At 70.2% G+C, this 19,148-nt stretch carries 17 protein-coding genes; 13 read left to right on the top strand and 4 right to left on the bottom strand.

What is annotated here, in order from left to right; all coding sequences use genetic code 11:
- The first annotated feature begins 22 nt into the window (after positions 1-22).
- Positions 23-1,234, top strand: coding sequence for a cytochrome P450 (locus ACFWXQ_RS08870; RefSeq protein WP_383936993.1), 1,212 nt, complete (start codon positions 23-25; stop codon positions 1,232-1,234).
- 7 nt (positions 1,235-1,241) lie between these two features.
- Here the strand turns inward: ACFWXQ_RS08870 and ACFWXQ_RS08865 are convergent, their stop codons facing one another.
- The 3 genes from ACFWXQ_RS08865 to ACFWXQ_RS08855 form a co-directional block, all read right to left on the bottom strand.
- The gene (locus ACFWXQ_RS08865; protein ID WP_386267864.1) at positions 1,242-3,047 is read right to left on the bottom strand and encodes a non-ribosomal peptide synthetase; all 1,806 of its coding nucleotides are present in this window, start codon (positions 3,045-3,047) and stop codon (positions 1,242-1,244) included.
- Between the two features lie 122 nt (positions 3,048-3,169).
- Positions 3,170-3,670, bottom strand: a complete 501-nt coding sequence (locus tag ACFWXQ_RS08860) for a winged helix-turn-helix domain-containing protein (RefSeq protein WP_383936991.1) — start codon at positions 3,668-3,670, stop codon at positions 3,170-3,172.
- A complete protein-coding gene (locus ACFWXQ_RS08855; RefSeq protein ID WP_383936989.1) occupies positions 3,667-3,888 on the bottom strand; it encodes an MbtH family protein in 222 nt (73 codons plus the stop codon). The genes ACFWXQ_RS08860 and ACFWXQ_RS08855 overlap by 4 nt, the downstream gene beginning before the upstream one ends.
- Before the next feature lie 222 nt (positions 3,889-4,110).
- On the opposite strand from ACFWXQ_RS08855, the gene ACFWXQ_RS08850 reads away from it, so the two are divergent.
- The gene (locus ACFWXQ_RS08850; RefSeq protein WP_383936987.1) at positions 4,111-5,034 is read left to right on the top strand and encodes an alpha/beta hydrolase; all 924 of its coding nucleotides are present in this window, start codon (positions 4,111-4,113) and stop codon (positions 5,032-5,034) included.
- Here the strand turns inward: ACFWXQ_RS08850 and ACFWXQ_RS08845 are convergent.
- Positions 5,012-5,908, bottom strand: coding sequence for a GNAT family N-acetyltransferase (locus ACFWXQ_RS08845; RefSeq protein ID WP_383936985.1), 897 nt, complete (start codon positions 5,906-5,908; stop codon positions 5,012-5,014). The genes ACFWXQ_RS08850 and ACFWXQ_RS08845 overlap by 23 nt on opposite strands.
- A gap of 213 nt (positions 5,909-6,121) precedes the next feature.
- Here ACFWXQ_RS08845 and ACFWXQ_RS08840 point away from each other — a divergent pair, with 213 nt between their 5' ends.
- The 11 genes from ACFWXQ_RS08840 to ACFWXQ_RS08790 all read left to right on the top strand — a co-directional run bounded on the left by ACFWXQ_RS08840 (position 6,122) and on the right by ACFWXQ_RS08790 (position 19,090).
- Positions 6,122-7,510: a cytochrome P450 gene (locus ACFWXQ_RS08840; RefSeq protein ID WP_383936983.1), complete on the top strand. Its 1,389-nt coding sequence runs from the start codon at positions 6,122-6,124 to the stop codon at positions 7,508-7,510.
- Positions 7,511-7,517: 7 nt separating this feature from the next.
- Positions 7,518-9,053, top strand: a complete 1,536-nt coding sequence (locus tag ACFWXQ_RS08835; RefSeq protein WP_383936981.1) for a prenyltransferase/squalene oxidase repeat-containing protein — start codon at positions 7,518-7,520, stop codon at positions 9,051-9,053.
- A gap of 44 nt (positions 9,054-9,097) precedes the next feature.
- On the top strand, positions 9,098-9,967 hold the full coding sequence (locus ACFWXQ_RS08830) for a terpene synthase family protein (RefSeq protein WP_383936979.1): 870 nt from the start codon (positions 9,098-9,100) through the stop codon (positions 9,965-9,967).
- Between the two features lie 215 nt (positions 9,968-10,182).
- Positions 10,183-11,265 carry a polyprenyl synthetase family protein gene (locus tag ACFWXQ_RS08825; RefSeq protein WP_383936977.1) on the top strand — a complete coding sequence of 361 codons (1,083 nt, stop codon included), beginning with the start codon at positions 10,183-10,185 and terminating at the stop codon, positions 11,263-11,265.
- Between the two features lie 181 nt (positions 11,266-11,446).
- The gene (gene mvk / locus ACFWXQ_RS08820) at positions 11,447-12,478 is read left to right on the top strand and encodes a mevalonate kinase (protein WP_383936975.1); all 1,032 of its coding nucleotides are present in this window, start codon (positions 11,447-11,449) and stop codon (positions 12,476-12,478) included.
- Positions 12,471-13,523, top strand: a complete 1,053-nt coding sequence (mvaD, locus tag ACFWXQ_RS08815) for a diphosphomevalonate decarboxylase (protein ID WP_383936973.1) — start codon at positions 12,471-12,473, stop codon at positions 13,521-13,523. The genes mvk and mvaD overlap by 8 nt, the downstream gene beginning before the upstream one ends.
- Positions 13,520-14,665: a phosphomevalonate kinase gene (locus ACFWXQ_RS08810; protein WP_383936971.1), complete on the top strand. Its 1,146-nt coding sequence runs from the start codon at positions 13,520-13,522 to the stop codon at positions 14,663-14,665. Before mvaD ends, ACFWXQ_RS08810 begins: the two co-directional genes overlap by 4 nt.
- A complete protein-coding gene (gene fni, locus ACFWXQ_RS08805) occupies positions 14,662-15,753 on the top strand; it encodes a type 2 isopentenyl-diphosphate Delta-isomerase (RefSeq protein WP_383936969.1) in 1,092 nt (363 codons plus the stop codon). Before ACFWXQ_RS08810 ends, fni begins: the two co-directional genes overlap by 4 nt.
- Positions 15,750-16,811: a hydroxymethylglutaryl-CoA reductase gene (locus ACFWXQ_RS08800; RefSeq protein WP_383936967.1), complete on the top strand. Its 1,062-nt coding sequence runs from the start codon at positions 15,750-15,752 to the stop codon at positions 16,809-16,811. Before fni ends, ACFWXQ_RS08800 begins: the two co-directional genes overlap by 4 nt.
- 2 nt (positions 16,812-16,813) lie before the next feature.
- Positions 16,814-17,989, top strand: coding sequence for a hydroxymethylglutaryl-CoA synthase (locus ACFWXQ_RS08795; RefSeq protein ID WP_383936965.1), 1,176 nt, complete (start codon positions 16,814-16,816; stop codon positions 17,987-17,989).
- Positions 17,990-18,109: 120 nt separating this feature from the next.
- Complete coding sequence (locus ACFWXQ_RS08790; protein WP_383936963.1) at positions 18,110-19,090, top strand: 3-oxoacyl-ACP synthase III family protein; 981 nt, start codon at positions 18,110-18,112, stop codon at positions 19,088-19,090.
- The last annotated feature ends 58 nt before the right edge of the window (positions 19,091-19,148 follow it).

The raw sequence follows: 19,148 nt of genomic DNA, 5'->3' as shown, positions 1-19,148 counted from the left end.
CAGCGGGAAGGAATCATCAGACATGACCCGGACCGATCTCGGCGCACGCTCTCTGGACCTCACCGATCCGGCCGCGTTCGTCGACAACGACGTACACGCGTACTGGCGTGACGTACGGGCCCGCAATCCCGTCCACTGGCACGAGCCGACCGACCGCAACCCGGGGTTCTGGGTGGTGTCGCGGTACGCCGATGTGCAGCCGCTGTACACCGACGGGGCCCTCGGCTCCGCCCGGGGCAACGTCCTCGACGTCGTCCTGCGCGGCGACGACTCGGCCGGCGGGAGCATGGTGGCGGTGACCGACGCCCCGCGCCACCGGCCGTTGCGCAACCTCATGTTCAGCGCGTTCACCCCGCGGGTCCTGGGCGAGGTCGTCGAGGAGGTCGGGCGGCGCACCACCGAGCTGGTGTCCTCGGTCGTCGGGCGGGGCACCTTCGACTTCGCCGCCGAGATCGCCGACCGGATCCCGATGAACACGATCTGCGATCTGCTGTCCATTCCGGCGGCGGACCGCGAGGAGTTGCTGCGCTGGAACAAGATGGCGCTCTCGTCGGTCGACGCCGCGTACGACGAGCTCGACGCGATCGCCGCCCGCAACGAGATCGTGCTCTATTTCATGGACTTGGCGCAGGAGCGCCGCGACCGGCCCGGTGACGATGTCATCAGCCTGCTCGCCGCCGCCGAGGTGGAGGGCCGCCCGCTCACCGTCGAGGAACTCGCGGTCAACTGCTACAGCCTGATCCTCGGCGGCGACGAGACGTCCCGGGTCTCGGCGATCAGCGGGGTGCTCGCCCTGATCGACCATCCCGGCCAGTGGCGGGCCCTGCGGACGGGCGAGGTCTCCGTCGAGTCGGCGGTGGAGGAGGTCCTCCGCTGGTCGACGCCCTCCTTCCATGTGGCCCGCACCGCCCTCCGGGACCTGGAGATCGACGGCAGCGCGGTGCGCGCCGGCGACATCGTCACGCTGTGGACCGTCTCCGCCAACAACGACGAGGCGGTCTTCGACGAGCCGCGCAGGTTCACGCTGTCCCGCTCGCCCAACAAGCACCTCTCGTTCGGCCACGGCCCGCACTACTGCCTGGGCGCGTTCCTCGCCCGCGCGGAGCTGAGGATGCTGCTGACCGCCCTGGTGGCCCAGGTCGGCCGGATGGAGCTGTGCGGCACGCCCCGGCCGATCTATTCGAACTTCCTCAACGGCTACGACGACCTGCCGGTGCGCTTCGAGGGCCGCTGACGCCGGATCAGGCGCGCTCGGTCCGCTCGGCCCGCTCGACGATGCTCGCCAGCTCCCCGATGCTCTCGGCCGCGAGCATGTCGCGCATCGGCACGGCCACGCCGAGCTCCGAGCGCACCCGCCGGGCCAGCTGCGCGGCGAGCACCGAGTGGCCGCCCAGGTCGAAGAAGTTGTCCTCGGGCGCCGCGTGGCCGATCTTCAGCGTCTCGTTCACCATGGCGCAGAGGATCTCTTCGTACGATCCCTCGCCGCCCGCTCCGACGGGGTCAGCGGTGGCCGGCGTCATGGCGTCGGGCGTCATGGCGCCGGGAGCGACGCGCGCCGCCCGCTGCTCCAGTTCCCGGCGGTCGATCTTCCCGTTCAGCAGGGTCGGGAACCGGTCCAGCATGACGACGGCCGACGGGACCATGTGCTCGGGCAGGGCCTCGCGGGCGTGTGCGCGCAGCTGGTCCTCCGTCACCTCGTGGCGCGCCGAGGGCTTGACGTAGGCGACGATGCGCTGGGAGGAGGCTTCTTCGCCGCTCACCACCGCGACGACGATCTCCACGGCCCGATGGCTCTCCAACCGCGCCTCGACCTCGCCCAGTTCGACGCGGAAGCCGCGCACCTTGACCTGGTTGTCGACCCGGCCGGTGAAGAAGAGCTCACCGTCGGAGCCGCGTCGGCCCCGGTCGCCCGACCGGTACATCCTGCTGCCGGGCGGGCCGTACGGATCCGCGACGAAGCGGGACGCGGTCAGGCCCGGACGGTTGAGGTAGCCCCGGGCCACGCCCGAGCCCGCCAGGTACAGCTCGCCGTCCGTGCCGTCGCGCAGGTCGCCCAGCGACCCGTCGAGCACGTACACCGTGCCGCCGTCCCACGGCGTGCCGATGGACACGTCCTCCTGGATGCCGTCGATCGGCCCGCCGATCGACGCGCCCACGGTCACCTCGGTCGGGCCGTAGCCGTTGTAGAGGCGTCTGTCCTTGGACCACTCCGCCGCCAGGGACCTCGTGCAGACGTCGCCGGTGGAGGTGATCGTGCCGCCGAGCAGCAGCCCCTCGCTGTCGGTGATGCCCAGCGCCACCGGCGGCATGACCGCGTGGTCGACCTCGTGTTTCAGCATGGTCTCGCGCAGCGACTCCCCCGGCATCAGGTCGTGCTGCTCGGCCATGACGAGTGCCCCGCCGTTCAGCAGGGCCAGCGTGAAGTCCCAGAACCAGGCGTCGAAGCTGAAGGAGGCCCATTGCAGCACCCGCTCGCCGGGGCGGACCCCGAACACCCTCGCCTGGGTCGAGACCAGGTCGGCCACGCCGGAGTGGGTGACGGCGACGCCCTTGGGCACGCCGGTCGAACCGGAGGTGTAGATGACGTACATCAGGTGGGCCGGGCGCAGCGGTGCGAGGCGCTCGTCCTGAGTGACGTCGGCGCCGCTCTCCTGCTCGCAGGCGGCCTCGAAGGACGGGTCGCCGAGCACGACCTCGGGCACGTCCAGGCGCAGCGAGGTGACGTCCTCCGTGCGCAGCAGCATGACCGGCTCGGCGTCCACGACCATGTGCGTCAGCCGGTCGGCCGGATAGGCCGGGTCGAGCGGGAGATACGCGCCGCCGGCCTTCAGTACGGCGAGCACCGCGACGATCAGCCGCACCGAACGCGGCACGGCGATCGCGACGAGGCGGTCGGGTCCGACGCCGGCCGCGATCAGCCGTCTGGCGAGACGGTTGGCGCGGGCGTTCAGCTCCGCGTAGTCGACAACGGTGTCACCGAAGAGGACCGACGGAGCATCGGGCACCTCGGCGACCTGGGACTCGAAGAAATCCGAGAGAACTCTCAACTCCGCCTCCGGCGCGGGCTTCCGGCGTGATGGGCATGGACAGTGGCGTGCTGCGCAGGGGTGTCGGACACCCCGGTCCGGTTGGCCCGGCCGGCTCGACCGGCTCGGCTAGTCCGGCTCGGCTAGTCCGGCTCGATGGTGAAGCCGCGTCCCCAGACGTTGCGCAGGGTGAGGCCGACGGGCTGCAGGCGTCGGCGCAGCCGGAGCACGTGCAGGTCGATCGCGTTGCTGGACGCGCTGGCTCCGCACTGCTCCAGGATCTTCCCGAGTTCATTGCGGTAGACCACCTGGCAGTACCGGGAGATCAGCGGGGACAGGATCTCGCACTGGAGCATCGAGAGTGTGACGGACGAGTCCCGGAAGAAGAGGATGCCCGCCGGATCGAGCACGGGCTTCTCGTTGAGGACGACTCGGGCCTCCAACTGGCTGACCCGGGCCTGGAGATCCTCCGGAACGATGGGCGGGCGCACCCAGTCCTCGTAGAGTCCGATCCGTTCCGGCGGCGGAGCGCCGTGCTCCACGACCAGAAGGCACAGCCGCCGTCGTGCCCGGCATTCCTCACGGATTTTGCTTTCGGCGGGCCAGCGGACGAATCTCACCCAGCTCTTCACATCTGTGGTCACGGACAGTCTCCTTGCCCGCCCGCGTCCCGCAGACTCTTCGGCCGCATATCCGTCCATGACCGTTCGATATGGTCAAGAATCTTCTCCTGGGCGGCCGGTCCGTACACCGTGCGCCAGCCTGCGGGAATTTCCAATCCCTGAGGCCAGAGCGAATACTGCTCTTCGTCATTGCACAGCGCCAGATATTCTCGACTGTCGTCCTCGAATGGATTGAACATGCGCGCAACCCTCTCCCCCGACCTGGAACCACCTCTCGAAGGTACAGCAGGGGCCCGAACCAGCGAAGCATTAAATTTCCATATGCGCCCGTGCAATCCGCATTCCCTTTTGAGCGATCTTCACCATGGTTCTTCCAGAACGAACCATTTATCATCAATCATCGATTCCGTGAACCAGCCCGCAGGGGGCCCGCGATGCCTTTGGACCGCTTTTTACGCAGCTTGATCGCCTGGCAGGGCGCCGGGGGGCCGCCGATTCCGGATCGCGCCCTGACGGTCGAACAGGCCCGTGAGCGATACCGGGCGAGCTCGGCACGCCCCCACCGGGAGGACGGACACCCCCGCGCGGCCGTCGCCTCCGCCGATCGCACGATCGACACCGAGGACGGATCCTCGATCCGGTGCAGGGTGTACACCCCGGAATCGGACGAGCGCCGGGTGATCACTTTTCTGCACGGTGGCGGCTGGGTGCTGGGCGACCTCGACAGCCACGACCGGGCCTGTCGGATGCTCGCGGCGTCGCTGGACTCCGTCGTCGTCTCCGTCGGCTACCGACGGCCCCCGGAGTTCCCCTACCCCATTCCGCTGCGCGACGCCGTCGCCGCGACCCGCTGGACGGCCGAGTCGTTCCCGGGCCGTGAGCATGTGGTGGCCGGCGACAGCGCGGGGGCCAGCCTTTCGCTGGGCGTGGCCATGGACGCGCGCGACACCGGGGGCCCGGACCTCGCCGCGCTGCTGCTGGTGTACCCGCCGGTGGATCCGAGCCTGCGGATCGCCGCGGCCTGCGCGCACGCCGAGGGGTACCTGCTGAGCGTCGAGGACATGGCCTGGAACTACGAGATGTACGTCCCCGACCCGGAGCGGCGCGGCGATCCCGCCGTCGACCTGCTCAACGCCGACCTGCGGGGCCTGCCGCCGACGGTGCTGGCCACGGCGGAGTTCGATCCGCTCCACGACGAGGGGGTGCGGCTGGCCGAGAAACTGGCGGCCTCGGGCGTCTCCGTACGCCATGTTCCCGGGCCGGGACTCGTCCACGGCTATTTCCTGATGCAGGACATGGTGCCCGCGGCGGCCGCGTGCAGCCGGCTGGTCGTCGGGGAGCTGCACGCGGTGCTGAGGTCGCTCAGCGCGCCGCGCGCCACATGAAACGGGTGTCGACGTCGAGGATCGTCTCCCGGGAGACGATCTCGAAGCCGAACTTCTGGTAGAGCACGACGTTGCGGTCGACATCCGTCTGGAGGAAGACGGGTGTCCCCTGCTTGTCGACCCCGTCGAGGAACGTCCTGAGCAGCGCCGTCCCGACCCCGTGCCCCTGCTCGTCCGGGTGGACGGCGACCGGTCCGATGTGCCAGTGGGCCTCGCGGGGCTCGTGCTTGGCCCTCGAACTCATCACCTTGAAGGCGCGGGGCAAGTTGAATCCGATCGTCCGGATCATCATCGGCGCCGTCTTGAGCTTCTCACCCAGCTTCATCTGGCAGTGCGGCCATTCCGCGGCGTTCAGGATGCCGACGAGCCGGCCCTCGCGTTCGGCGCCGAGCACATGGCTGAAAGGGCTCCCGAGCTTGATGATGCGTGTTCCCTGTTCCATCGCCCGGGTGGCTTTTTCCTGATCCCCGCGCACGGTGGCCAGATTGCTCGGATTGTCGGCGAAGGCGAGTCCGACTATTCGGCATGCGACTTCCAACTCGGCCGCAGCCATGGGCCGCACGGTCACATCGCTCACTTCAACCCCCAGGATGCAATCACCAACGGTATTCGATTCGGCCCGATCATCGCCTGAATATCTGAGCTGTTCAACCGGTACGGGAAAAGTCGACGCCCAAATCGGCGGGAGTGGCGGGCGGCCCGATTGTTCAGGCCCTCCCGCGCACACCTGCCCCACCGGCAGCGTCCTGATCCCGGCCGCGAGGGCGTGGAGCCTGCCGTGGTCCGTCGCGAGCAGAGCCGAGCGGTCGAGGTCCGGCCGGCTGTCGGCATCCGGTCCCGCCACCGGGGCGTCGAGTGCGACCCGCTCGACCACAGGCATCCTCCCGTAGGGGTTTCCGCACCTGTACGACTCCCCATTGGCGGCGCTCCGGGGTCCGGCCGGCAAGGCCCACGGGCGGGCCGACATGTCGCGCTTCGGCCTCGTGTCGCGCCTGTGCGGGCAAGCGCGACAGGCGGTGAAAGCGCGACAGGTCGGGGGTGCTCTTCCCCTGCCGGGGAGGCGTCCCTTTCTGCAGTACTTGGAGCCATGCCGGAGCTACCTGCCATCAGAAGAGCCCCTCGAAGCCTGCCTCTCGCAGGCCATGCCGTACCTCTGCTCGTACAGCCGCTGGAATTCCTGAAGTCACTCCCGGCACTCGGCGACCTGGTGAGAGTCAGGATGGGTCCCGGCGACGCCTATGTGCCCTGCGATCCCGCCCTGTTCCGGCAGATACTCAAGGACACCCGGCTCTACGACAAGGGCGGGCTGTTCTACGACCGGGGCCGCGAGGCCGTGGGAAACGGCCTGGTCACCAGCCGCTGGGCCGATCACCGTCGGCAACGCCCGCTGATGCAGCCGTCGTTCGACCACCGGCACATCGGCCACTACGCCGAACTGATGGCGGACGAGACGGAAGCCCTGATGCGCTCCTGGCGATCGGGCGAGGTCGTCGACGTCGACAAGGCGATGGCAGGACTCACTCTTCGCATCACGACCAGATCCCTTTTCTCGGTGCCCGCGGACCACGCGTTGGTGGCCCAGGTGGAGAAATGGCTGCCGATCCTCATGGACGGCTTCTTCCGGCGCATGTTCGTCCCGGCGCGGGTCCTGTCGCTCGTGCCCACGAAGATGAACCGGCAATACCCCCGCGCGATCGCGGAGATGCGCAAGCTCACCGAAGAGATCATCGACGAGGTGCGGCGCAAGAAGGACGAGGACCCCGGCCTGCTCGCGAGCCTGATGAACGCGCGCGACGAGACCACCGGAGCCCCGCTCGGAACGCAGGAGATCTTCGACCAGGTCCTGATCCTGCTGATCGCCGGGTCGGAGACCACCGCGACGGCGCTGGCGTTCACCTTCCATCTGCTCGGCGCGCACCCCGAGATCGGCGCCCGCCTGCGGGAGGAGGTCGACGGCGCGCTCGGCGGCCGGACGCCCCGCTTCGAGGATCTCTCCGGGCTGACGTTCACGAGGCAGGTGCTCATGGAGAGCCTTCGCCTCTATCCGCCGGCGTGGATGTTCACCCGGTCCACCACCACGGCCTGCGAACTCGGCGGGCACTCGTTCCCCGAGGGAACCACCTTCCTGCTCAGCCCCTACATCCTGCAGCACGACCCGGAGTTGTTCCCCCGGCCGGAGAGGTTCGATCCGGATCGCTGGCTGCCCGGCGCGATGAGCGACGTCGCACGCCGGTCGGTGCTGCCCTTCGGCGCGGGCGGCAGGAAGTGCATCGGCGACCAGTTCGCGCTCAACGAGGCGATGTTGGCCGTCGCGGGGATCGCCGGCCGCTGGAACCTGACCCCGGTCGGTGACCGGCCGATGCGGCCCATCGCCCGCGCCACGCTCAAGACGGGCCCTCTCCCGATGAGGCTCCAGGAACGCCCGCACGCACCGGTGCGGAATGCGACGACCCCCGATCTCCGAGACCAGAGGTAGCCGGATCATGAACGTGACATCCTTCGCAGCCCTGCGTGACGCGGCTCAGGACATCGTCGACGAGATGATCGCCGATCCCTACGGACTCACCTCGCCGTCGGTGTACGAGACCGCGCGGATGGTGGCGTCCGCCCCCTGGCTGGAGGGCCATCGGCAGCGCGTGGAGTTCCTGCTGGCCCAGCAGCACGAGGACGGAACGTGGGGCGGGCCGGCGGCCTACGGGCTGCTGCCCACGCTCAGCGCCGTCGACGCCCTGCTGTCCGTCGCCGGTACGCAGGACGCGCGGCGGGTCGCCGGGGCCGTGGAGTCGGGGCTGGCCGCGCTGGCCGGGCGGTTCCCCCGGAACGCCGAACTGCCGGACACCATCGCCGTGGAGCTGCTGGTGCCCTGGCTGATCGAGCAGATCGATCAGCGGCTCTCCCGGATGGACGACCGGGGCGATCTGCCCGGCCGTCTGGACCTCCGGGCCGATACGGGAACGCTGAGCGGGATCCGCGAGCTGCTGCGTCAGCACACCGGCATACCGGAGAAGACCTGGCACTCGCTGGAGGCCCTCGGCGCCCCGGCCGTGCGGTCCGGCACGGTGAGGCCGGTGGGCGGGGCGGTGGGAGCCTCCCCTGCCGCCACCTCCGCCTGGCTGGGCGATCCGCCTCATACGGACGCCGCGAAGGCGAGCCTGGAGTATCTGCATCAGACCCAGGCACGTCATGGCGGCCCCGTCTCGGGCATCACCTCGATCAGCTACTTCGAACTGGCCTGGGTGGTGACAGCGTTGTCCGGCTCCGGCCTGGACGTGGACATCCCCGCCCAGGTCCCGGACACTCTGCGGACCGCGCTGGGGACGAGCGGACTGTCCGCCGGCCCAGGTCTCCCGGCCGACTCCGACGACACGTCGGCCGCCCTGCACGCCCTCGATCTCCTCGGGAAGCCGGAATCGGTCGACTGCCTGTGGTCGTACGACACCGGCCTCTACTTCACCTGCTTCCCGAAGGAACGCACCCCTTCCACCTCGACGAACGCACACGTCCTCGTCGCCCTGGCGGATCGCTGCGGAGAGGGCGACACGCGCTACGACCGCGCCGCCGAGCGGGTGGGCGGCTGGCTCGTCGAGCAGCAGCAGCCGGACGGCCGGTGGATGGACAAGTGGCACGCCTCTCCGTACTACGCGACCGCCTGCGGCGCCGCCGCCATGGCCCGCCTGGACGGGCCGCGCACGTCCGCCGCCCTGGACGACGCCATCCGCTGGGTGCTCGACACCCAGCACGCCGACGGGTCATGGGGGCGCTGGGAGGGCACCGGCGAGGAGACCGCCTACGCCCTTCAGGTGCTGAACCACCGCGCCGCCCCCGACCGTCCGGCCCTCGAAGCGATCCGGGCGGGCAGGGCGTTCCTGTCGGGCCATGTCGAGGACGACCGCGAGAATCCTCCGCTGTGGCACGACAAGGACCTGTACACACCGGTCCGGGTCATCCGCGCCGAGATCCTCGGCACCCTGGCAGCGACGCGGCGCCTGGCCGAGGCCGAGAAGCAGGCACGACCGTGACCCGGCCCCTTGGCGACCTCTCCCTCCCCTCCGCGGCGCAATGTGTGCCCGTCACCGTGCTGGCGCTGAAGGTCCTGGCCGATCTGCGGTCCTGGGCGGCGGAGTACCCGCAGGTCCTCGGGGCCACGCCGATCGAGGCCCTGGCGATCTCCACGGCGGCGATCAGCCCGTGGCGCGGCGCGAACGAGCTCCGGCTGTCGGCCCGGATGTACGTGTGGGCCTACGCCCTGGACGACCACGTCGAGCAGAACGTCCGGAGCCTCGACGAACTCGACGACCTGTTCGGTCGCTGCGAGGCCATCGTCCGGGGCGGCGACCGGGACGACGGCCATCCCCTGCTGGCCTCCCTGTCCGGCTGGCAGTCCGCTCTGGAGCGCGCTCCCCACTACCCGAAACTGGCCGGCCTGTGGGGCGACCGATTTGCCGAGGCACTGCGCGGCGAGCGGTACGACTGGACCGCGGGCCTGGCCAGGGACCGCGGCGAGGGCCCTTCCGATCCGCAGGAGTACCTGACGTACGCCGCCAGCTCCAATGCGTGGATCACCCACTTCCCGCGCTGGGCGACCAGCGACCGGGACGATCTCCTCGAAGTCCTGCCGGTCCTGGACAACGCCCTGGAGGCGATCGAGGTCGCCGTGCGCCTCTCCAACGACCTGGCCACCTTCGAGCGGGAGCGGGCCGAGCCCGGTCAGAACAACATCCTGATGTACGACACCTCACCCGCCTGGGTGCACGACGAACTCGACCGGCATTCCCGCAACGCGCAGGAGCAGCTCGACCCGCTGGCGACGGCCGGGTTCGCACCCGCTGTCGAACTGCTCCGCCTGCTCGACTGGTCGGTCACCTTCTACAGCGGCGCCGACTTCCGGGGATGGGGGTCCGACCGCGATCTCACCGGGCCCTCCGGCATATGAACCCACGTGTACGGAGGGCCGGCCATGCGTCGCGGTCCGAACAGCCCGTCACCACTCGCCCCTCCATCGGCGACTCGCACCCGCGGCGCGGCCGGGCGACTGCCGGGACCCTCCTCGGCCCGGCCCGAAAGTGATGCCTCCTTCGGCGGTTTCCCTCCGTGCCACGCCCTCACGGACGCGGCCCACACGATCTTGACGAACAGGAGCAACGACACATGAGCCCCACCACCAACCTTCGCGAGCTGGGGTCCGACGCCCTGGACTCGGTTCATCTGCGCGGCCTGATCGACGAGCGACTGAACGCCTTCCTCGATGCCAAGTGCGGCAGGGACACGGATGTCCACCTGGTCTCGCTCATCGAGCACCTGCGTGGCTTCCTGGCTGCGGGCGGCAAGCGCATACGGCCGCTCCTGTGCATGGTGGGCTGGCACGCGGCGGGCGGATACGGCGAAACGGAGCCCGTCATCGGCGCGGCGGCCTCGCTCGAACTCTTCCACGCCTTCACCCTCATCCACGACGACGTGATGGACGCCTCCGACACCCGGCGCGGCCGTCCGACCCTCCACCGCACGCTGGAGACGGGTGCGAACGGCACGACCGCCGAGCGGTTCGGCACCAACAGCGCGATCCTGCTCGGCGACCTGGTCATGGTGTGGTCGGACGAGCTGCTGTACTCCAGCGGCCTCGACCAGCAGCAACTGGTCGCCGTCCGACCGCTGTTGGACGCCATGCGTACCGAGGTGATGATCGGTCAGTACCGGGATCTGCTGGCCACCGGGCAGCCCACCGCGGACGTCGAACGGGCGCTGGCAGTGATCCGCTACAAAACGGCCAAGTACACCGTGGAGCGGCCGCTGCACATCGGCGCGGCCCTTGCCGGGGCGGACCAGTCCCTGCTGGACGTCTGCACCGCCTACGCGCTTCCGATCGGAGAGGCCTTCCAACTGCGCGACGACCTGCTCGGCGTCTTCGGCGACCCGTCCAAGACCGGCAAGTCGACCCTCGACGACCTGCGGGAGGGCAAGGCGACAGCCCTGATGGCACACGCCCTGCACGCCGCCGACGCCGAGCAGGCGCGGGTGCTGAGGTCCCTGGTCGGCGACCCGGACCTGGACGAAGCAGGTGCCGAGACGGTCCGCGGGGTGCTACGGGCCACGGGCGCCGCCGACAAGGTGGAGCAGATGATCACCGATCGGGTGCAGCGTGCCCGGCGGGTCCTGGACGAGGCCCCGTTCCCGGACGAGGTCAGGAAGACCCTCGACACCTTCGTCACCACCACAACACTCAGGACCACGTGAGCACCACGTCGGCGCGGGTCACCACCGTCTCGGCGCCGCCACGGACGCGGTCTCGCGAGCACGCACCGGCGGATGCGGCTCGACGCCCTGACTCGCCCCGCGCGATGACGTCGCATGACGCGACACGCGGTCGAACGGGCTTGCTTCGTTCCTTCCCAGAAGTCTGGATGACGCGATCTCAATGAAATTTCGACAAGGGGAGCTGAGTACGTCGACACCACCGGCCTCGGTGGCGGGGACAGCGGAAAGCCGCCGCGCTCGCTCGGTCGGCACCGGCCGCGCCCACGCCAAGTTGATTCTGCTGGGGGAGCACGCGGTCGTCTACGGAGCCCCGGCGCTCGCCCTGCCCGTTCCGCAGCTGTCGATCACCGCCAGCGCCGGGTTCTCCACCCGCGGTGGGGAACCGGCCGGTGTGTCCTTCACGATGACCGGATCCGCCTGGAAGCAGGTCGGAACGCAGGCATCCGAGGGGCTGCGCCGGCTGACCACCGATTTCAGGGCGTCCATGGGCATCGACGACGGCCGGCACCTCGATGTGATCATCGACGGTTCGATCCCGCTCGGCAGGGGACTTGGCTCCAGCGCGGCCTGCGCCCGTGCCGTCGTCCTCGCCCTGGCCGACCTCTGCGGCCGCGAGGTCTCGCAGCGGACGACGTTCGACCTGGTACAGGCCGCCGAGAACGTGATGCACGGCAGGGCCAGCGGCGTCGACGCCGTCACCGTCGGCGCGAGCGCCCCGTTGCTGTTCCAGGCGGGCGAGGCCAGCACCCTGCGTGTCGGCTGCGACGCGCTGTTCGTCATCGCGGACAGCGGCGCCGTCGGCAGCACCAAAGAAGCGGTCGACAAGCTGCGGGAGAGGTTCCGACTCCACGCCGGAACACAGGAGACGTTCGTACGCCGGGCGTCCGAACTGACTCGCGAAGCCGTGGCCACCCTCGCCGCCGGCAAGCCGGAGGAACTCGGCTCCCTGCTGACGGAGTACCACGGACTGCTCCGCGAGGCCGGGCTGAGCACCGACCGGATCGAGGCGATGGTGAGTGCCGCGCTCGCCGCGGACAGCCTGGGCGCCAAGATCACCGGCGGCGGACTGGGCGGCTGCGTCCTCGCGCTGACCCAGCCCGAGCAGGCGAGAGAGGTCACCCGGCGGCTGCACGAAGCGGGGGCCGTGCAGACGTGGATCGTCCCACTGAGGAGGCTCGTCACTCATGCCTGAGCAACAGATCACCGCGCTCCGCCCGCGGGAACAGCCGGGCGCGAACGGGGTCACCGCCGTCGCGCACCCGAACATCGCGCTGATCAAGTACTGGGGGAAGCGTGACGAGCGCCTCCACCTCCCTTGGACCAGCAGCCTGTCGATGACCCTGGACATCTTCCCCACGACCACCCGTGTCCACCTCGACGCCGAGGCCACGGACGACGAAGTGACCTTCAACGGCGCACCCGCGGCAGGCGAGGAACGGCGGCGCATCGCCGCATTCCTCGACCTGGTGCGCCGGCGGGCCGGGCTCACGCACCGGGCCGTCGTCGACACCCGCAACACCGTACCCACCGGGGCCGGCCTGGCGTCCTCCGCCGGCGGGTTCGCCGCGCTTGCCGTCGCCGCCGCCACCGCGTACGGACTGGACCTCGACGACACCGGGCTCTCCCGCCTGGCCCGCCGCGGCTCCGGCTCGGCCTCGCGGTCGATCTTCGGCGGCTTCGCCGTCTGGAACGCCGGCACCCCCACGTCGCCGCCTGCGGAGGCCGACCTCAGCTCCTACGCCGAGCCGGTACGGGCGGGCGACCTCGACCCCGCACTGGTCATCGCGGTGGTCGACGCCGGTCCCAAGGAGGTGTCCAGCCGCGCGGCCATGCGCCACACCGTCGAGACCTCACCCCTGTTCGAGCCCTGGGCCGCGTCGAGCCGGGACGACCTGACCGAGATGAGAGAGGCGCTCCTGCGCGCCGACCTCGACGCGGTGGGGGAGATCGCCGAGCGCAACTCCCTCGGCATGCACGCGACCATGCTGGGCGCGCGCCCAGCGGTGCGCTACCTTTCGCCCGCCTCGCTCACCGTCCTCGACAGCGTGCTGCGGCTTCGGCGCGACGGCATATCGGCCTACGCGACCATGGACGCCGGACCGAACGTCAAGGTGCTCTGCCGTCGCACGGACGCCGACCGGGTCGCCGAGGCCGTGCGCGACGCCGCCGCGGGCGGCACCGTGCACATCGCCGGGCCGGGGCAGGGCGCCCGCCTGGTGGACGAGGGCGAACGATGACCTCCGGGCGAACGGTCGTCCGCAGCGCGCCCGGCAAGCTGTTCGTCGCGGGCGAGTACGCGGTGGTGGAGCCCGGTACCCCAGCCGTCCTGGTGGCCGTGGACCGGGAGATCACCGTCACGGTGACCCTCTCCGACGCGGCCGGCATCGTGATCTCCTCCGATCTCGTCCCCCGAGCGGTGAACTGGCGATGGCTCGACGGACGGCTCCACGCTCCCGGCACGGAGAACGGGGAACCCGACGAAAACGGCGTACACGGCGTACACGGCGCGCGCGGCGCACTGGCACACGTGGTGTCAGCGGTGGAGACCGTGCAACGACTGCTGGCCGAACGCGGCCTGCCCCTGCCCGGGCTGGACATCTCGATCAGCAGCCGGCTGCATGACAACGGCCGCAAGTACGGCCTGGGGTCGAGCGGTGCGGTGACCGTGGCCACGATCGACGCCATCACGTCCCTGTGCGGACCGGACCTCTCACTCGACGCCCGGTACCGCCTGGCCGTGATCTCCTCGGCCGGGATCGACCCCAAGGGCTCCGGCGGTGACCTCGCCGCCAGTACATGGGGCGGCTGGATCGCGTACCAGGCACCCGACCGGGCCTTCGTGCTCGACCTCACCCGCCGCCACGGCATCGAGGAAGCGCTGCGCACGCCCTGGCCGGGCCACTCGGTCCGAAGGCTTCCGGCCCCACGCGGCCTCACCCTCGAAGTCGGCTGGACCGGCAGCCCGGCCTCCACCACCTCGCTCGTGTCGGGTCTGCACCGCCGGACCTGGCGCGGCACCGCGTCGCACCGCACGTTCGTGGAGACCTCCACCGACTTCGTACGCGCCTCGATCACCGCCCTTGAGGCCGGTGACGACCAGGGCCTGCTGCGTCAGATCCGCCGGGCCCGGCAGGAGCTGGCCCGCCTCGACGACGAGGTCGGGCTCGGCATCTTCACACCCGAGCTGACAGCACTGTGCGCGGCCGCCGAAACCGCCGGCGGCGCGGCCAAGCCGTCGGGCGCCGGCGGCGGCGACTGCGGCATCGCCCTGCTCGACGCCGAGGCCCTGCACGACATCTCACAGGTACGGCAGCGGTGGGCCGCGGCCGGGGTGCTGCCCCTGCCCGTCCGGCCCGCCCCGGAAGGGATCGAGCAATGAGCGCTCAGCGCAAGGACGACCACGTCCGGCTCGCCATCGAGCAACAGGCCGTCCGCAGCGGGATCAACCAGTTCGACGAGGTGTCCTTCGTCCACCACGCCCTGGCCGGCATCGACCGGCCGCAGGTGTCCCTGGGCACGACCTTCGCCGGGATCTCCTGGCAGGTGCCGCTCTACATCAACGCGATGACCGGCGGCACTGCCAGGACCGGCGTCATCAACCGGGGCCTGGCGACGGCCGCCCGCGAGACCGGGGTACCCCTCGCGTCGGGCTCCGTGCACGCCTACCTCAAGGACCCGACGTGCGCCGACACCTTCCGCGTCCTGCGCCAGGAGAACCCCCGCGGGTTCGTCATGGCCAATGTGAACGCGACGGCATCGGTCGCCGACACCCGGCGTGCCATCGATCTGCTGGAGGCCGACGCCCTGCAGATCCACGTCAACACGGCGCAGGAGACGGCGATGCCGGAGGGCGACCGGTCCTTCGGATCCTGGGTCTCGCAGATCGAGAAGATCACGGCGGCCGTCGACCTGCCCGTGATCGTCAAGGAGGTCGGCAACGGCCTGAGCCGCGAAACCGTCCTGACGCTGCGTCAGCTGGGTGTCCGTGTGGCGGACCTCGGCGGCCGGGGCGGCACCGACTTCGCCCGCATCGAGAACGGCCGGCGCCCGCTCGGCGACTACGCCTTCCTCCACGACTGGGGCCAGTCCACCGCCGCCTGCCTCCTGGACGCGCAGGGCACCGGTCTCCCCGTGCTCGCCTCCGGCGGCGTCCGCCATCCCCTCGACGCCGCCCGCGCCCTGGCCCTGGGCGCCTCCGGCGTCGGGGCCTCAGGAGTGTTCCTGCGCACCCTGCTCGACGGCGGTGTCGAGGCGCTGATCGCACAGATCACGAACTGGCTGGACCAGCTCGCGGCCCTGCAGACCATGCTCGGCGCGCGCACCCCCGCCGAGCTCGCGAGCAAGGACCTGCTGATCCACGGCACCCTCCGTTCCTTCTGCGCCGACCGGGACATCGACACGGGGCGACTCGCCCGGCGTACCCGATCGGCCGACGCCCTCCACGATTCGACGGGAAGAGCACGATGACCGACACGCACGCCATTGCCAGTGTCCCCATGAAGTGGGTCGGACCCCTTCGCATCTCCGGGAACGTCGCCAACACCGAGACGCACGTCCCCCTCGCCACCTACGAGACGCCGCTGTGGCCCTCCGTGGGCCGCGGAGCGAAGGTGTCCATGCTCACCGAGCAGGGCATCGCCGCCACCCTCGTCGACGAGCGGATGACCCGCTCGGTGCTCGTCGAGGCGACCGACGCCCAGACCGCCTACACGGCCGCCCGCACCATCGAGGCGCGGATCGAGGAACTGCGCGCCGTGGTCCGCACCTGCAGCCGGTTCGCCGAGCTGCTCCAGATCCGGCACGAGATCGCGGGCAACCTGCTGTTCATCCGGTTCGAGTTCAGCACCGGCGACGCCTCCGGCCACAACATGGCCACGCTCGCCTCCGACACCCTTCTGACGCACCTGCTGCGGACCATTCCGGGAATCTCGTACGGATCGATCTCCGGGAACTACTGCACGGACAAGAAGGCGACCGCGATCAACGGCATCCTCGGCCGCGGGAAGAACGTGGTCACGGAACTGCTCGTCCCGCGCGACGTGGTGGAACGCGTCCTGCACACCACCGCCGCCAAGATCGTCGAACTGAACATCCGCAAGAACCTGCTCGGGACCCTGCTGGCCGGCGGCATCCGCTCGGCCAACGCCCACTACGCCAACATGCTGCTCGGGTTCTACCTGGCCACCGGCCAGGACGCGGCCAACATCGTCGAGGGCTCCCAGGGCGTCACCCTGGCCGAGGACCGCGACGGCGACCTCTACTTCTCCTGCAACCTGCCCAACCTGATCGTCGGCACCGTGGGCAACGGCAAGGGCCTGGAGTTCGTGGAGACGAACCTGACCCGCCTCGGCTGCCGCGAAGACCGCGCACCCGGCGAGAACGCGCGCCGGCTCGCCGTCATCGCGGCGGCGACGGTCCTCTGCGGCGAGCTCTCGCTGCTCGCCGCGCAGACCAACCCGGGCGAACTCATGCGTGCACACGTCGAACTGGAGCGCGACAACAAGACAGTAAAGGTCGGTGTCTGAGCATGTCCCACGACGCTTTCTTCGGAATCCACGATCTGTCCTTCGCGACGACCGAGTACGTCCTGTCGCACGAGGCGCTCGCCGAGTACAACGGCACCGAGATCGGCAAATACCACATCGGCATCGGCCAGCGGTCGATGAGCGTGCCCGCCGCGGACGAGGACATCGTCACGCTGGGCGCCACCGCCGCCGCCCCCATCATCGCCCGGCACGGTTCCGAGCGGATCCGCACGGTGGTCTTCGCGACGGAATCCTCGATCGACCAGGCGAAGTCCGCCGGCATCTACGTGCATTCGCTGCTCGGCCTGCAATCGGCCTGCCGCGTCGTCGAACTGAAGCAGGCCTGCTACGGAGCCACGGCCGCCCTGCAGTTCGCCATCGGACTCGTACGGCGCGACCCCGACCAGCAGGTCCTCGTGATCGCGAGCGACGTCTCCAAGTACGAACTGGACAGCCCCGGCGAGGCGACCCAGGGCGCCGCCGCGGTGGCGATGCTGGTCGGTGCCGACCCCGCCCTGGTCCGCATCGAGAACCCCTCGGGACTGTTCACCGCCGACGTCATGGACTTCTGGCGGCCGAACTACCTCACCACCGCCCTGGTCGACGGGCAGGAATCCGTCGAAGCGTATCTGCAGGCGGTCGCGGGGAGCTGGAAGGACTACGGCGAGCAGGGCGGCCGCGCACTCGACGAGTTCGCCGCGTTCTGCTACCACCAGCCGTTCACGAAGATGGCCTACAAGGCACACCGCCACCTGCTCAACCACGCGGGCCACGAAACCGACAAGGCCGACGTCGAGCGCGCCATCGGGCAGACCGTGGCCTACAACACCACCATCGGCAACAGCTACACCGCCTCGGTGTACCTCGCTCTCGCCGCGCTGCTCGACCAGGCGGACGACCTGGCCGACCGGCCCGTCGGCTTTCTCAGCTACGGCTCCGGCAGCGTCGCCGAGTTCTTCGCGGGCACAGTCGTCCCCGGCTACCGCGAACACCTGCGGACCGAGGCGAACCTGGAGGCGATGGCCCGGCGCAAGCCGGTCGGCCACGCCCGCTACCGCGAGCTGCACGAGCGGTCCTTCCCGGCCGACGGAGGAGACCACTCCACCCCGCAGCAGACCACAGGGCCCTTCCGCCTGGCCGGCCTCAGCGGTCACAAGCGCATCTACCGGACGCGCTAGGACACCTGCGGCCCCCCGCGTGCGGGGCAGCCTCCTCGGCTGCCCCGCACGTGCCCGCCACGGCCGCACGCCGGTTCTTCACACACCGTTCGCCATACCACTTGAGGGGAGGGCAGCCGCATGACCGACGTGAGGATCCTCGGTACGGGTGCCTATGTGCCGGACCGAATCGTGTCCAATGACGAGGTCGCCGCGGCGGCCGGGGTCGACGACGCGTGGATCATCGGCAAGACCGGCATCCGGGAACGGCGATGGGCTGCCGACGACCAGGCCACCTCGGACCTGGCCACCGCCGCGGGGCGTGCCGCGCTGCGGTCGGCCGGCATCACCGCCGAGGACCTGTCCGTGATCGTGGTCGCCACGTCCACACCCGACCGGCCACAACCGCCCACCGCCGCCTACGTACAGGAGCGGCTCGGCGCGACCGGCGCGGCCGCGTTCGACGTCAACGCGGTCTGCTCCGGCCTGGTGTTCGCGCTCTCCGCCGCCGAGGGCGTACTCACCCGCACCGGCGGCCACGCACTGGTCATCGGCGCGGACCTGTACTCCCGCATCCTGAACCGGGCCGACCGCAGGACCGTGATCCTGTTCGGGGACGGCGCCGGAGCGGTGGTCCTGGGGCCGTCGGCCGACCACGGACGACGTGTCCGGCACCTCGCGCTGCACTCGTTCGGCGAACTGTCGGGTCTCATCGAGGTGCCCGCCGGCGGCAGCCGCATGCCCGTGGACCAGGCAGTCCTCGACGCGGGGCTTCAGTACTTCGCGATGGACGGGCGAGGCGTGCGGAGCTTCGTCGGTGACCAACTGCCGCAGCTGGTCAAGGGATTCCTGCACGAATGCGGTGTCGTACCCGACGACATCGACCACTTTGTACCGCACCAGGCCAACGGCACCATGCTGGACAGCTTCTTCGCCGACTTGGAACTGCCTCGCGCGACCATGCACCGCACGCTGACGCACTACGCCAACACGGGAGCCGCCTCCATCCCGATCACCCTGGACACGGCCGCCCGCGCCGGCGCCTTCACCCCCGGCGACCTGATCCTCATGGCCGGCTTCGGCGGCGGCATGTCGGCGGGATTCGCGCTGGTCGAGTGGTGAGAGAACGCAGGCCGGTGGGTTTCTGTCACGGTTGACGGCTTTCGGGTCGAGGCGGGAG

It is taken from the genome of Streptomyces sp. NPDC058697, assembly GCF_042715345.1.
GTDB classification, from domain to species: Bacteria; Actinomycetota; Actinomycetes; order Streptomycetales; family Streptomycetaceae; genus Streptomyces; species Streptomyces liliifuscus.
Note: the sequence above shows the minus strand (reverse complement) of the source record. Positions and strands in the feature narration are given on the sequence as shown.